The organism is Pseudomonas sp. USTB-Z (genome assembly GCF_019691255.1).
GTDB lineage: Bacteria > Pseudomonadota > Gammaproteobacteria > Pseudomonadales > Pseudomonadaceae > Aquipseudomonas > Aquipseudomonas alloputida.
In genome coordinates, this window is record NZ_JAECZP010000002.1 from 78844 (window position 1) to 92130 (window position 13287).

12 protein-coding genes are annotated in these 13287 nt (G+C 64.2%); 4 read left to right on the forward strand and 8 right to left on the reverse strand.

The annotated features are described in order from the left end of the window. Window positions 1-31 precede the first annotated feature (31 nt). Together I8746_RS02280 and I8746_RS02285 are read left to right on the forward strand one after the other, a co-directional pair. Complete coding sequence (locus tag I8746_RS02280) at window positions 32-841, forward strand: AraC family transcriptional regulator (RefSeq protein ID WP_221100059.1); 810 nt, start codon at window positions 32-34, stop codon at window positions 839-841. Window positions 842-923: 82 nt separating this feature from the next. Beyond that, window positions 924-1538, forward strand: a complete 615-nt coding sequence (locus tag I8746_RS02285; RefSeq protein ID WP_161774452.1) for a LysE family translocator — start codon at window positions 924-926, stop codon at window positions 1536-1538. On the opposite strand, the gene I8746_RS02290 is transcribed toward I8746_RS02285, so the two are convergent. Further along, complete coding sequence (locus tag I8746_RS02290) at window positions 1486-2211, reverse strand: serine/threonine protein phosphatase (RefSeq protein ID WP_012052435.1); 726 nt, start codon at window positions 2209-2211, stop codon at window positions 1486-1488. The two genes, I8746_RS02285 and I8746_RS02290, sit on opposite strands and share 53 nt — an antisense overlap. 214 nt (window positions 2212-2425) lie before the next feature. Here I8746_RS02290 and I8746_RS02295 point away from each other — a divergent pair, with 214 nt between their 5' ends. Together I8746_RS02295 and I8746_RS02300 are read left to right on the forward strand one after the other, a co-directional pair. After that, complete coding sequence (locus I8746_RS02295; protein WP_012052436.1) at window positions 2426-3169, forward strand: carbon-nitrogen hydrolase family protein; 744 nt, start codon at window positions 2426-2428, stop codon at window positions 3167-3169. Continuing rightward, window positions 3166-3408, forward strand: coding sequence for a hypothetical protein (locus tag I8746_RS02300; protein WP_012052437.1), 243 nt, complete (start codon window positions 3166-3168; stop codon window positions 3406-3408). The genes I8746_RS02295 and I8746_RS02300 overlap by 4 nt, the downstream gene beginning before the upstream one ends. Before the next feature lie 4 nt (window positions 3409-3412). Here the strand turns inward: I8746_RS02300 and I8746_RS02305 are convergent, their stop codons facing one another. The 7 genes from I8746_RS02305 to I8746_RS02335 all read right to left on the reverse strand — a co-directional run bounded on the left by I8746_RS02305 (window position 3413) and on the right by I8746_RS02335 (window position 13270). Then, a complete protein-coding gene (locus I8746_RS02305; RefSeq protein ID WP_004576657.1) occupies window positions 3413-3913 on the reverse strand; it encodes a methylated-DNA--[protein]-cysteine S-methyltransferase in 501 nt (166 codons plus the stop codon). A 70-nt stretch (window positions 3914-3983) separates the two neighbouring features. Next, a complete protein-coding gene (locus tag I8746_RS02310) occupies window positions 3984-4784 on the reverse strand; it encodes an LPS biosynthesis protein (protein WP_041168428.1) in 801 nt (266 codons plus the stop codon). Between the two features lie 206 nt (window positions 4785-4990). Continuing rightward, window positions 4991-6643 (reverse strand): fatty acid--CoA ligase, encoded by a 1653-nt coding sequence (locus I8746_RS02315; protein WP_155295214.1) that lies wholly within the window; start codon window positions 6641-6643, stop codon window positions 4991-4993. After that, the gene (locus tag I8746_RS02320; protein WP_012052440.1) at window positions 6643-8421 is read right to left on the reverse strand and encodes an acyl-CoA dehydrogenase C-terminal domain-containing protein; all 1779 of its coding nucleotides are present in this window, start codon (window positions 8419-8421) and stop codon (window positions 6643-6645) included. The genes I8746_RS02315 and I8746_RS02320 overlap by 1 nt, the downstream gene beginning before the upstream one ends. Next, the gene (locus I8746_RS02325) at window positions 8414-10879 is read right to left on the reverse strand and encodes an RND family transporter (RefSeq protein WP_221100068.1); all 2466 of its coding nucleotides are present in this window, start codon (window positions 10877-10879) and stop codon (window positions 8414-8416) included. Before I8746_RS02325 ends, I8746_RS02320 begins: the two co-directional genes overlap by 8 nt. A gap of 15 nt (window positions 10880-10894) precedes the next feature. Further along, complete coding sequence (locus I8746_RS02330) at window positions 10895-11890, reverse strand: YCF48-related protein (protein WP_192907435.1); 996 nt, start codon at window positions 11888-11890, stop codon at window positions 10895-10897. A gap of 21 nt (window positions 11891-11911) precedes the next feature. Beyond that, window positions 11912-13270: a DUF1329 domain-containing protein gene (locus I8746_RS02335; RefSeq protein ID WP_221100080.1), complete on the reverse strand. Its 1359-nt coding sequence runs from the start codon at window positions 13268-13270 to the stop codon at window positions 11912-11914. Between the last annotated feature and the right edge of the window lie 17 nt (window positions 13271-13287).

A 13287-nucleotide genomic window follows, 5' to 3' on the forward strand; every position in this document is an offset into this window, starting at 1 on the left:
TTACCCTGCCGGCAATACCGAGGAGCCTGTAATGCCCCGTTCCCACGCCGACCTGTGGCGCGACCCGGCCCTGGCACATGTCGAAAGCCGGCGCGCCTGCCACAGCCGGGCCTGCTACAAGGCCCACAGCCACCCGACGTTTTCCATCGGTGCGGTGGATGCTGGCCGCAGCCATTTCACCGGGGCTGCCGACGGGCAGCATCACTTGGCGCCCGGCACGCTGGTACTGGTCCCGGCCCACCGCGTGCATGCCTGCAACCCGGCCCCCGGCCTGGCGTGGAGCTATCAGATGCTGCATGTGGATGCCGACTGGCTGACGCAGTTACGCCTGGAGTCGGGCTTTGGCGGTATCGAAGCCGGCGAACCGGTGCGTATCTGCAGGGAGGCTGAGGTATATCGGCAGTTCTGCGCGCTGAACAGGTTACTGTTTTCCAGTGCCTGCAACGGCGAGAAAGATGCGGCGCTGATTGCCTTTCTGGGGGACCTGGACGTTGCCGCGCACCCACCGCTGGCAGCGGCCCCCGTCCTGAAAGCCGCCACCTTGAACGGGTTGCTTGCACGCATCGAACACCAGGACCCTGCGCAATTGAGCCTGGAGGTATTGGCGCGGGAGGCCGGGCTTGGGCGCTATCAACTGATCCGCGCGTTTCGAGCGGCTACCGGGTTTACCCCGCATGCCTACCTGCTCAATGCCCGGGTCAATCGCGGGCGGCAACTGTTGAGTGAAGGGCTGGCCCTGGCGGAAGTGGCCTACCAGCTTGGCTTTGCTGACCAAAGCCATTTCCAGCGGGTGTTCAAGGCCCATGTGGGGGTTACGCCGGGGCAGTACCGCGGAAACTGAAGGCCGCTGCAGGTGCAATATTGTTCAATACGCCAGAACGGGCCCGGCAGCAGACTGCGGTTTTTCCGCAGAGCCGCCCCCAATGCAACAATTCATGATCATCGCCCTGGCCCACTTTCTTGCCCTGCTCTCACCTGGCCCGGACTTTTTCCTGGTCGCACGCAACGCGATCAACAGCGGCTGGCGCATCGCCAGCGGCGCCTGCCTGGGCATAGCGCTGGCCAATGGCGCGTTCATTGTCATCGCCTTCACCGGGCTTTCGGTACTGCAGCAGGGCAGCCTGCTGTTCACCACCCTGCAACTGGCCGGCGCCAGCTACCTGCTGTACATCGGCGTGCTGTTCCTGCGCCACGCCGGGCAAACCAGCCTGGGCACAGTCACCGGTAGCCAGCGGGTTCATGGCTGGTGGCGCAGTTTGGGCATGGGCTTCTTGTCCGGCATCCTCAACCCCAAGAACGCGCTGTTCTATGCCAGCCTGGCCAGCATGGTCGCCAGCGTCAGCCCCGGCTGGAAAGCGGCCTACGCCCTATGGATGTTCAGCATCGTCCTGCTCTGGGACTTGCTGGTTGCCGTGGCCATCGGCAACCAGCGGGTACTGCGGCGATTCGCTCGCAGCCTGCCGTGGCTGGAGCGGGCCTCGGGGGTCATGCTGGTGATGTTGGCGGGGGCGTTGTTGCTGCATCTGGCGCGGGGCTGACCCGTTGCAAGGTGCGCATGTCGACCAAGGTGAAATGGCCGCTGGCCCAGCCCCCCGTGTCCAGGTGCCACACATTGCCCAGCAGCTTGGCCTCCAGCACCGGGGTGTGGCCGACCAGCAGGGCTCGCAGGCCCTGCACCGGTTGGGTGTCACCCTCTTTCAGGCGCCGACGCGACCACTGGCACACTTGGCGCACCTCAGGGTCGTCATCCAGCTCCAGCCAGGAGCGTAATACTGCCCAGTCGGCAAACGGGCTGTCGGCATGCAGCAGGCCTACCAGCCCGTCCGCACTCTCCACTTCCATGGCAATCGGCAACTGCTCGAACCGCTCCACGAAACGCAGTTGCTCGCGCCGCGGCAAGTCGAGGAACCAGCCTCCCCCGGCGGCGCGGTACATGCCCAGGTCGAGCCGCCCACCACGCACGCGGGTGATTGCCAAAGCCTCATGATTACCCTGGACGGCATGGAACCAAGGCTGGGCCAGCCAGTCCAGCGCTGCCTCGCTGTGCGGCCCACGGTCGACCAGGTCGCCCACGCTGAACAAGCGGTCCACCGCCGGATCGAACCCTACCGCCTCCAGGCATTGTTGCAGGCGCTGGAAGTGGCCATGGATATCGCCCACGGCCAGATCCCGTCCCCGGATATTGGCGATCAGCCGCCGAAACCGTGCCATTACAGTGTTCCTCCGCTGGTAGCACCCTGCCCACCTTCGCGCGGGCCGTGCTCATGGCGCTGTCACTGGACAGCATGGCACAAGGTACCGTGGCTGCGCAGGTCGGGGGGCGTTTTGCTGCGCATCCCAGGCTTCCTGAAAAACCCTTCACTGGAACAGGCGTTGGTGCCGGTAGTATGCTCGGCACGTCAATCTTCACCAGGGAATGGTTCTGATGAAACTGTGCGCCGTACAACTGGCGTCGCTCAAGGGCGATTTGCCAGGCAACCTCCAGCGCCATCTGGTTTGCATCGAGCAGGCTGCGGCTCTGGGTGCCGAACTGGTGGTGTTCCCCGAGCTGTCGCTGACCGGCTATGAGCCGAGTGTGGCGCGCCAGTCCGCCCTGCCCGTCACCTCCGCACGCCTGGACCCGCTGCAGGCAGCCTGCGACCGCTTGGGCATTACCGTTGCCGCGGGCCTGCCATTGCCAACGCCCGACGGCATACGTATCGGCATGCCCGTCTTCTGCCCTGATGCGCCGCGCCAGGCCTATGCCAAGCAGCGCTTGCATGATGATGAGCTGCCTTACTTCACCCCAGGTCATCAGGCATTGCTGCTGGAGGTGGGTGAGCACCGGGTGGCGCCAGCGATCTGCTACGAATCGATGTTCATGGCGCATGCCGCCGTGGCCCGCGAGCGCGGTGCAGACCTGTACCTGGTCAGCGTTGCGAAAACCGCCAAGGGTATCCGCGAGGGATATGCGCACTATCCAGAGGTGGCACGCGAGCTGGGCATGCCGGTGTTGATGGCCAACTGCGTGGGGCCGGCCGACACTTTCATCGGTGCCGGCGGTTCTGCAGCATGGGACAGCCAGGGGCACTTGCTGGCCAGCCTGGATGACCACAGTGAAGGGCTGATCGTACTCGACACCCGCAGTGCCAGCGCGATCACCCTGCCCTTGGCCCCGTACCTTGCATGATCTATCTGTTTCTAGCGTTACTGAGTTACGCCAGCACCTACTGCCTGGTCGGCTTGCTGATTCAGGGCCAACTTGCCGATGTGGCCGAGGGATTGCGCCATCGGCCCGATGCGCCTACGCCCGGCGAGTACCTGCGTGAGGTCGGCCCCCGCGCACGTCAGGCCCGGCGGCAATACACCCTGATCGCCGGTTCGGTGCTGGCTGTGCTGGCTTGCCTGATCGCCAGCGGGTTCGGTTGACGCCTTACAGGTCCAGTGCCAGGCTTTGCCGCCCTTCCAGCGCCAGCAAATACTGCTTGGCCGCCAGGCCACCGGCAAAGCCGGTCAGGCTGCCCGACGCGCCGATTACCCGGTGACAGGGAGCAATGATCGAAATCGGGTTGCGGCCATTGGCAGCGCCAACCGCGCGTACCGCCCTGGGGTTGCCGAGCTGCCGGGCAATGTCGCTGTAGCTGCGGGTTTCGCCGAACGGTATCGCCAGCAACGCGGCCCACACCTGGCGCTGGAACTCAGTACCGGCAAAGTCCAGCGCCAGCTCGAAACGCTGGCGCTTGCCGTCAAAGTACTCGCCCAGCTGACGAGCGGTTTCCCGCAGTACCGGGCACTGGTCGTCCCGGTGCAGTGCGCCCAGGCGAACGCGGTTTTCCCGCTCCTCTTCCCACAATACGGCTGCCAGGCAATTGCCACGGGCCACAAGGGTCAGCATGCCGACAGGCGATGGCATGATCGTGAATGCGCTGGACATAGCGGGCTCCTGCAAGTTGCGATCGGCCCACTGTACGCATCCACAGTCCTTGATGCACCCGCTTTCTTGCTCAGTTCATTGCGCAGCCGGCAATGTGCCGCGCCTGGCTGAGCGTGACCTTGGGGATCAGCTCAGCGGGAATGCGTGATGTTGCCGACAGGTTGTAGACGTGGAAATGCTCGCTGACCACTTCCCTGGCCATCAGCTTCAACGACGGCAGGATGCGGCTGTCCCAATGCTGGTCGAGCCCGCACGGCGAAGACGGGCCCTGGCCGTCCTCGTAAAAGCGCCCGACGCTCTGGTCCAGGTCTACCCCCACCAGCAACACGTCCTCGAAGCCCAGGTGATAGGCCAATTGCAAGGCCACATAAGCCACCGTGCGGGCATCGAAAAAGCCATGGGCGAGGTCTTTACTGAAGGCGATCGAGCGGCTGCGTTTGCTCCACAGTGCCCGGTTGCACACGCAACTGTCACCCTGGCCGCGCAAACCGTCCAGCAGGCTCGGCGTGTCGGCTTTGTGCAAGGCATAACACTGGGTGTGGGCTGGCACATCGGCACGCGCATACTGCTCTGGCCACAGGGCCAGGCGTTCGCTGTCGCGCATGGCAGTGGCGAACAAGGCCGGCTGTTGCTGGCAAAAGCTTTTGTCGGTGCACACGTAGAAGAAGGGTTTGATGCCGTGTTCGGCGGTCATGGCGACCGACCCATTCATGGCGATGATGGGCAAGTGCGCAAACTCGCCCAGCGGAAAATGTTTGGCAGAAGCGCCGGAGGCAAGGATCACCACGGGGCCCTGCTGGGAATTGCGACACGCCTCGAAACCGGAGAACGCCCCGCGTTCAGCGCTTGGCTGCGACAGAAGTGTGTTCATCAATGGCATCTTTAACTGGACAGTACAAACCACACTACTGATCCGTGTATATGCCGTGGCCGCTTTTACCTAACTTTACGTGGGTGAACTTAAGTCAACCGCCATTCCCTTGTTTGGCGGGGTTTTGGGGCTGCTGAACGCGCGGGCAAAGACCCCGCCAGCAACAAGATGGGGCGCAAGGCGCCCCCAAGCATCGCAAGCCACCTCTATATTGCAGTCTGGCGAATGCGTTTCTTGTCGATCTTGCCGACACTGGTCTTGGGCATCTCGTCCACACACCGCACCTGCCGCGGTACGGCCCATTTGGCCAGGTGCCCGCTGTCAACATACGGCTGCAGGTGCCTGGCCAATGCCGACTGGTCCAACTGCACACCGTCATGACAGACCACCAGAGCCAAAGGTTGTTCCCCCCACTGTGGATCAGGAATACCGATCACCGCGACCGAGGCGACGGACGGGTGCTGGCTGATCAGGTTTTCCAGCGCCACCGAACTGATCCACTCGCCACCGGTCTTGATCACATCCTTGATGCGATCGCGGATGCGCACCACGCCCAGCGAGTCGATACAGGCCAGGTCACCGGTGTGCATCCAGCCACCCAGCCACAGCGCCGCGCCTTGCTCCGGTTCGTGCAGGTAACCCTGGCTCAGCCAAGGCGCGCGCACCACGATTTCGCCCAGGCTTGCGCCATCGTGCGGTACTTCCCTGCCCTCGCTATCGACGATACGCAGGTCCACCAAGGCAATCGGCACACCGGCATCGATGCGCAGCGGCAGTTGCTGCGCCATGGGCTGTGCCAGCAAGTCGGTGCTCAGGTGGGTGATGCTGAGCAGCGGGCAGCTTTCCGACATGCCGTAACCACAGTGCACACTAATGCCGCGCCCGCTGGCACGCTGGGCCAGGCTCAGCGTCAGGGCGCTGCCACCCAGCAGCATCTTCCAGCCGGTCAGGTCGGTGCAGCGCCCTTGCTCGCTGTCGAGCATCATTTGCAGCACCGTCGGTACGCAATGGGAGAACGTCACCCCCTCGTCATGGAACAGGCGCACCAGGCGGTTGGGCTCGTAGCGCCCGGGGTAGACCTGCTTGATGCCCAGCGCCGTGGCCACATAGGGCACGCCCCAGGCATGCACGTGGAACATGGGCGTGATCGGCATGTACACATCGCCGGTGCGCAGCAACGGTACCTCCCCACACGCGGCCAAGGTGCCCTGCTCGACCAGGGTATGCAGCACCAGTTGCCGGTGGCTGAAGTACACCCCCTTGGGGTTGCCGGTGGTACCGCTGGTGTAGAACAGTGTGGCCAGCGAGTTTTCGTCGAAGTCGGCAAATTCGAACTGTGGCGCTGCAGCCGCCAGCATGGCTTCGTATTCGCCCAGCAAAGGCACTGTCTGCGCGGCGGCAGCGCCGTCGCTGAGGCGGATGATGCCCTCGACGGTCGGCAGGTCGCCACGCAGCTGCTGTATCAATGGCAGGAAGTCGTCATGCACCAGTACCCACCGATCCTCGGCGTGGTTCATGGTGTAGCGCACCTGCTCGCTGGACAGCCGCACGTTCACCGTATGCAAGACCGCGCCCAGCATTGGTACGGCAAAGAAACATTCCAGTGCCCGGTGGCTGTCCCAGTCGAGCAATGCCACCGTGTCGCCAGGCTTGACCCCGGCCGTGGTCAACACGTTGGCCAGCCGTTGGATGCGTTCCAGCAACGTGGTGTAGGTGTAGCGCAGCTTGTCGGCGTAGACGATTTCCTGGTTGGGCTGGTAGCGCACACCCGACAGCAGCAGGCGCTTGATCAGCAGCGGATAGGCATAGGCCTGCTCGGCCCGGGGCATGACGCGAGTGGTGAGCATGTTGGCGGCCATCACAGTTGCACGGCCTCGAGCAGGTACAGGCTATCGCTGCCGGCCCTGACACTGGCGCTGAGCGAGTGGATGCGTGGTAGCAGGCGTGCAAAGTAGAAGCGCGCGGTACCGAGCTTGCTCAGGTGGAACGGCTCAGGTGCCGCTTGGCCCTGGCACACCACGGCCATGCGCGCCCACAGGTAGGCGTAGAAGGTGTAGCCAAACACGTGCAAGTACTCCACCGCCGCCGCGCCAAGCTCGCGTGGGTTGCCTTGGCTGCGGTCCAGCAGCCACGCACTCAGTGCGTCAAGGTTGTGCACGGCCGCCAGCAGTGGCGCACTGAACTCGGCGTGCGCCACTGGCAGCGCCTGGGCAAAGCTGACGATTTCGTCAGACAGGCCACGGTAGGCCTTGCCGCCATCACCAAATAGCTTGCGCCCTACCAGGTCGAGCGCCTGGATGCCATTGGTGCCTTCGTAGATCTGGGTAATGCGGCAGTCACGAATCAACTGCTCCTGGCCCCACTCGCGGATATAGCCGTGGCCACCCAGCACCTGCTGGCCGTGCAGGGTAGTCTCCAGTCCCATGTCGGTGAGGAAGGCTTTGGCTACCGGCGTAAGCAACGCCACCTTGGCCTCGGCATTGGCGCGTGTAGCCGGGTCGTCGCTGTATTTGGCCAGGTCCAACTGCAACGCCACGTAGGTGGAAAATGCCCGCCCGCCTTCGTTCAGCGCTTTCATGGTCAGCAGCATGCGGCGTACGTCCGGGTGGACGATGATCGGGTCGGCAGACTGCGACGGCGCTTCGACACCCGACGGCGCGCGGCCTTGAAGACGATCACGGGCATAAGCAATGGCCCCCTGATAAGACCGCTCGCCCAGCGCCAGCCCCTGGATACCCACGCCCAGGCGCTCGTAGTTCATCATGGTGAACATGGCATTGAGGCCCTTGTTCGGCTCGCCGACCAAGTAGCCGATGGCGCCGTCGAAGTTCATCACGCAGGTGGCCGAGGCCTTGATGCCCATCTTGTGCTCGATCGAGCCGCAGCTCACTGCATTGGCCTCGCCAAGCACGCCGTCGACGTCGACCAGCACCTTGGGCACCAGGAACAGCGAGATGCCTTTGGGGCCGGCAGGTGCATCCGGTAACCGCGCCAGCACCAGGTGGATGATGTTCTCGGTCAGGTCCTGCTCGCCGCCAGTAATGAAGACCTTGGTGCCGCTGATGCGGTAGCCGCCGTCGGCGAGGGGTTGTGCCCGGGTGCGGATCAGGCCCAGGTCGGTGCCGGCGTGGGGCTCGGTCAGGCACATCGAACCGGCCCAACGCCCTTGGTACATGGGTGGCAGGTACAGCGCCTGCAAAGCCTCACTGGCATGGTTGAGCAGTGCCAGGCAGGCCCCGGCGGTCAGCATCGGGTACAGGCCAAACGACAGGTTGGCGGCATTGAGCATCTCTTCGAGTTGAGCGCCGATCACCTTCGGCATGCCCATGCCGCCGTAGGCCGGGTCGCCGGCCACACCGACCCAGCCGTCAGCGGCAAATGCCCGGTAGGCATCGGCGAAGCCGTCAGGCGTGCGTACCTGGGCAGCCTCCCAGCGGCAGCCCTGCTCGTCGCCACTGCGGTTGAGCGGCGCCACTCGCTCGGCAATCAGCTTGCCAGCCTGCTCGAGGATGGCCCGGGCAGTGTCACCATCGACCACCTCGGCCAGTTCGGGCGTTTGCGCCCACCAGGTGGGGATGTCGAACACTTCGTTGAACAGAAAATCCATGTCGCGCAGTGGCGCAAGGTAATCAGACATGAGGCGAGCACTCGGTTGCTTGGGTTTGCGAAAGCGCCGGCGCCTGGGCATCGGCAGCTGCCGGGGCGCCCTGGCCGCGCAGGAGGAAGTACGACAGCGCGGGTATCAGCACCAGCGCGCCGAGCATGTTCCACAGGAACATGAAGGTCAGCAGCAGGCCCATGTCGGCCTGGAACTTGATTGGCGACCAGGCCCAGCCGGCTACGCCAGCGGCCAAGGTGATACCGACCAGCCCCACCACCCGACCGGTGAAGGCCAGGGCTTTCTGGTAGGCGTGGGCCAGGCTCAGGCCGGCGCGCTGGTAGTGCAACTGCACGCTGAGCAGGTACAGCGCGTAGTCCACGCCAATGCCCACCCCCAGGGCGATCACCGGCAAGGTGGCCACCTTGACGCCGATGCCCATGGCCACCATCAACGCCTCGCACAGCACCGAGGTAAGCATCAGCGGCAGGATTGCCACCAGCGTCGCTCGCCAGCTGCGGAAGGTGACCAGGCAAAACAGGGTCACCGCCAGGTACACCAGCAACAGCATGCGGTGGTTGGCCTCGCGCACCACCTCGTTGGTGGCAGCCTCGATGCCGGCACTGCCGGCGGCCAGCAGGAATTGGTGGTCAGCATTGCTGTTGGCCTGGGCGAAACGCTCAGCCGCTACAGCCACCTGGGCCAGCGTGTCGGCGCGGTGGTCCTTGAGGTAGGCGATCACCGGCATCAGCGAACAGTCGTTGTTGAACAGCTCCGGGGCGTTGACCGAGGCTTGCTGGGCGGCGTAGTTGAGCACGTCCTGGTTGCGCTGCAGGCTGTTCAGGCGCGCGTTGCCTTCGTAGGTACCCGCAGTGATCTGGCGCACCGCGTTTGCCAGCGACACGGTGGTCTGCACACCCGGCAGTTGCTGCAGCTCCCAGGCCAGGCGGTCGGCGAGGATCAATGTCTGGTATTGCAGGCAGCCTTCGGGGGCCGTCTTGACCATGACCGCGAAGGTATCGCTGGACAGTGCGTAATGCTGGGTGATGTAAGCGTTGTCGAGGTTGTAGCGCGAGTCCGCACGCAGCTCGGGGGCGCCACTGTCGAGGTCACCGATTTTCAGCTGGAGGCTACCCCAGGTGCCAAGGGCGGCCAGCACCAGGGCAGCCAGCAATGCAGCGCTGGCCCACTTGCGTTCGGTGAATCGGTCAAGCAGGGCCCACAGCCGGCCGAAGCCACGGTGCTGATCCGCGCGGGCATCGATACGTAGCGCTCGCTCGGCCGCCTTACGGCCCACACCGACATAGGACAGTGCCACCGGCATCAACAGCAACGAGGTAAAAATCAGCACCGCCACACCAATGCTGGCGGTGATTGCCAGGTCCTGGATCACCGGAATATCGATCAGCATCAGCACCGCAAAGCCCACGGCATCGGCCAGCAGTGCGGTGACCCCGGCCACGAACAGGCGGCGGAAGGTGTAGCGGGCGGCAATCTGCCGGTGCGTACCGCGGCCTATGTCCTGAAGGATGCCGTTCATCTTCTGCGCCGCGTGCGACACGCCGATGGCAAAGATCAGGAACGGCACCAGGATCGAATACGGGTCGATGGCATAGCCCAGCCAGGCAACGATACCCAGCTGCCATACCACTGCAGTCAGCGAACACACCACCACCAGCAAGGTGCTGCGTACACAGCGGGTGTAGCAGTAGATGATCACCAGGCTGGTCAGCACAGCCAGCGCAAAGAACGCCATCACCTGGATCAGGCCGTCGATCAGGTCGCCCATCAGCTTGGCGAAGCCGATCACATGAATGCGGTACTGGCCGCTGGCCTGGTACTGACTGCGCAACTGTTCGAGCTTTTGCGAAAAGGCATGGTAGTCCAGGCCTGTGCCGGTGGCTGAGTCCTGGTCCAGCAGCGGCACCACCAGCATGCTCGACTTGAAGTCGCGCGCTACCAGGCTGCCGACGATGTTGGCACGCTCGATGTTCTGCCTTAGCTGTTCGATATCACCGGCTGCGCCTTGATACCCGTCAGGCATGACCGGGCCGCCCTGGAAACCCTCCTCGGTTACCTCGGTCCATCGCACCGCCGGGCTCCACAAGGACTTCACCCATGCCCGGTCCACGCCTTGGCTGAGGAACAGTTCGTCGTTGATATGGCGCAGCGTCTGCAGGTAACCCGGGTCGAAGATATCGCCGTGGGTGTTCTCTACCACCACCCGGACCGCATTGCCCAATCCGCGCAGCGAAGCGCGGTTTTCCAGGTAGTTCTGTATGTAGGGGTGGCTCTGCGGCAGCATCTTGTCAAAGCTGGGGCGCAGCTCCAGGCGCGTCGCCGCCATGAAGCCCAGCACCAACGTTGCCAGCAGCATGCACAGCAGAAATGGCCAGCGATGGTTGAACACCAGGCGTTCGAGGCAATTGCCTGAGCGTGGGTCGAAATCGGCGAGGTTGCGGATTACCGGAAGCGTATCTTGGCGGGTAGCGGCCATCAGGGTCTTCTCTTGTCAGGGGTGCTGCGTGGGGTTACCGGCCTGGTTGCGCACGCCACGCTCGCCCACCAGCACCAGGCCGTTACCGGCATCGCTGACGAGTGCGGTGACTGGGCTGCGGGGGCTGTGGGGTACAGGGCTGAAGCTGGCGCCGTCATCGCGGCTGAGCAGCAGGTCACCGGCCTGGCTGGCAAGCCAGAATTGCCCGTCACGGTCGATACCGGCGGCGGTGAGGCTGGCGTTGATCCCGGTGTCGATCAGTTGCCACTGCTGGCCGCCATCGGTACTGCGGTAGGCGTGGCCGCGCAGGCCGTATATCAGCAGCACGCCGGGCTTGCCGACAGCACCGAACAGGGTGCCGGCGTAGGGTGTGCCAACGCGAGCGAAGCGCTTGCCGTCCCACTTCAGCAACAGGCCCTGCTCGCCCGTGATGAACAACTCGTCGCCCACCGCGGCCAGGCTGGTCAGGTGCAGGCCTTGCGGGTTGTCGCTGTGGTCGAGCCACGGCTGCCAGTGCTTGCCGCCATCCGTGGTGCGAAGCAGCAGGTTGAACACCCCCACCGCGTAGCCCGTGCGGGCATCGCCGAACCACACGTCGAGCAAGGCATTGTCGGTGTCCGCGCCTGGCAGCTGTTCGGCCAGTACCCGGCCGTCCAGCTGTTTTTGCCAGTGCATGCCACCGTCACGGCTGTGCAGGACCACGCCGTCGTGGCCCACCGCCCAGCCCAGTTCGGGCGTGGCGAAGCTCACCGCATTCAGGTCGGCGCTGACCGGCACCTGGGCTTGCTGCCAGTGCCCGCCGTGGTCATCGGAATACAGAATGTGCCCGCGCGGGCCGACCGCGACCAGGCGCTGCCCGGCCAAGGTCACATCACGCAGGGCGCTGCTGCTGGCAAGGGCGCTGGGCATGGCGGGCACATCCAGCACATCGGTGAATGGCGCAGCCAAGGCTGCACCCTGCAGCGCAACCAGGGCCAGCATCACCACGCTGCATCGTTTGAAGACAGACATTGGAACCTCTGCTCCGTGCGTTCAGCGAATGCCGTTGCCGGCCAGCGAATCGGGCGACCATTGGGTTTTCGACAACGGGTCGATGTAACGGATGCCGCCGTAGGCACCGACCACGCCGTTGAGGTTGTAGGTGCCGCCGATGAGGTCGTAGATCATGAACGGCGTGGCGTCCGGGGTCTGCTTGTCATAGCTCTGGGTGAGGAAGGCGAACGAACCCCGGTACAGCTGGCCACGGGCGTCGTACTGGTCCGAGGCCAACGCGATCCAGCTGTCCTCATCGAGGTAGAAGCGGCGCTTGTGGTAGATGTGACGCGCGCCGTCCTTGAGCTTGCCTTCCACCACCCACACGCGGTGTTTTTCCCAACGTACAAACTGCGGCGCCAAGTGGTTGGGGGTGATCAACTGCTTGACATCGGTGTTGTAGGTCAGCTGGTAGGTGTTGTAAGGCACATACATCTCCTGCTTGCCGACCAGGGTCCAGTCGTAGCGGTCCAGGGCGCCGTTGAAGACGAACACGTCATCGTAGGTGCCAGAGCCGGAGGTGCCCGGGTTGGGCGTGTCGTAGGCCAGGTTAGGCGCCAGCTTGACCCGGCGCTGGCCCGGCAGGTACTGCCAGGCGCTGCGCGGCTGCACCAGCGGGTTGGCAGCGTCGCGCAGCATCATTGCTTCACCGGCACGGCGTGCGGGCCCGGTGTACACCAGTTTCATCTGGTAATAGGTGTCCTTGGCGCCGATCGGCTTGGTCATGTCCTCGTAGATCGGGTAACTGATGTGCGCCTGGCCGGTGGTCGACAAGGACGGTTTGCCGGCAGCATCGACGTTCCAGGAGTCGTACTTGGCGGTCATGCTCACGCCCTGGTAGCGCAGCAGGAAGTTCCACATGGCCTCGGCGCCGTTCTGCGGAATGGGGAACGGAATGCCCGGCAGCACATTGTCCACGGCAGTGCCGCCCTCCTGGCTTCTGGCGCCGGTGGCGTTCTTGCGGGTGTTGTCCAGCACCGCCTGCGGCAGCGCAACGCTGCGGTGCGTCGGGTACACGTCAACGTGGTAGCTGGGGTAGCGCTTGAGCAGTTCGAGGGTAGTGGCGGTCAGTTGCCCCTTGTACTGATCGGCATTCCTGCCATCGATGACCAGCAACGGCTTCTCGCTGGCAAACGGGTCGGGTCGCATGCTGGCACCGCTCTGATAGCTGGCCGGCGGGGTAAGCAGGCCGCCTTGGTAGGCCGGGATGGAGCCGTCGGCATTGCCGGCCTTTTCGGCGCCGAGGGTGGTCAGGTTGGTGCCCAGGTGTGCAGCCTGGTCAGGGGAAACGGCAGCCTGGGCAGCGTTGAGCGCGGTCAGCGACAGGCACGAGGCCAGCAGGGTACGTACGAAGGTCATGATGGTTGTCTTCCTGT

Bases quoted from the DNA above. Each gene is read 5' to 3' on its own strand.
- I8746_RS02300 (WP_012052437.1), top strand. From the start codon at position 3,166: ATGATCTATCTGTTTCTAGCGTTACTGAGTTACGCCAGCACCTACTGC.
- I8746_RS02310 (WP_041168428.1), bottom strand. From the start codon at position 4,784: ATGAACACACTTCTGTCGCAGCCAAGCGCTGAACGCGGGGCGTTCTCC.
- I8746_RS02290 (WP_012052435.1), bottom strand. From the start codon at position 2,211: ATGGCACGGTTTCGGCGGCTGATCGCCAATATCCGGGGACGGGATCTG.
- I8746_RS02315 (WP_155295214.1), bottom strand. From the start codon at position 6,643: ATGGCCGCCAACATGCTCACCACTCGCGTCATGCCCCGGGCCGAGCAG.
- I8746_RS02285 (WP_161774452.1), top strand. From the start codon at position 924: ATGCAACAATTCATGATCATCGCCCTGGCCCACTTTCTTGCCCTGCTC.
- I8746_RS02295 (WP_012052436.1), top strand. From the start codon at position 2,426: ATGAAACTGTGCGCCGTACAACTGGCGTCGCTCAAGGGCGATTTGCCA.
- I8746_RS02320 (WP_012052440.1), bottom strand. From the start codon at position 8,421: ATGTCTGATTACCTTGCGCCACTGCGCGACATGGATTTTCTGTTCAAC.
- I8746_RS02325 (WP_221100068.1), bottom strand. From the start codon at position 10,879: ATGGCCGCTACCCGCCAAGATACGCTTCCGGTAATCCGCAACCTCGCC.
- I8746_RS02330 (WP_192907435.1), bottom strand. From the start codon at position 11,890: ATGTCTGTCTTCAAACGATGCAGCGTGGTGATGCTGGCCCTGGTTGCG.
- I8746_RS02280 (WP_221100059.1), top strand. From the start codon at position 32: ATGCCCCGTTCCCACGCCGACCTGTGGCGCGACCCGGCCCTGGCACAT.
- I8746_RS02305 (WP_004576657.1), bottom strand. From the start codon at position 3,913: ATGTCCAGCGCATTCACGATCATGCCATCGCCTGTCGGCATGCTGACC.
- I8746_RS02335 (WP_221100080.1), bottom strand. From the start codon at position 13,270: ATGACCTTCGTACGTACCCTGCTGGCCTCGTGCCTGTCGCTGACCGCG.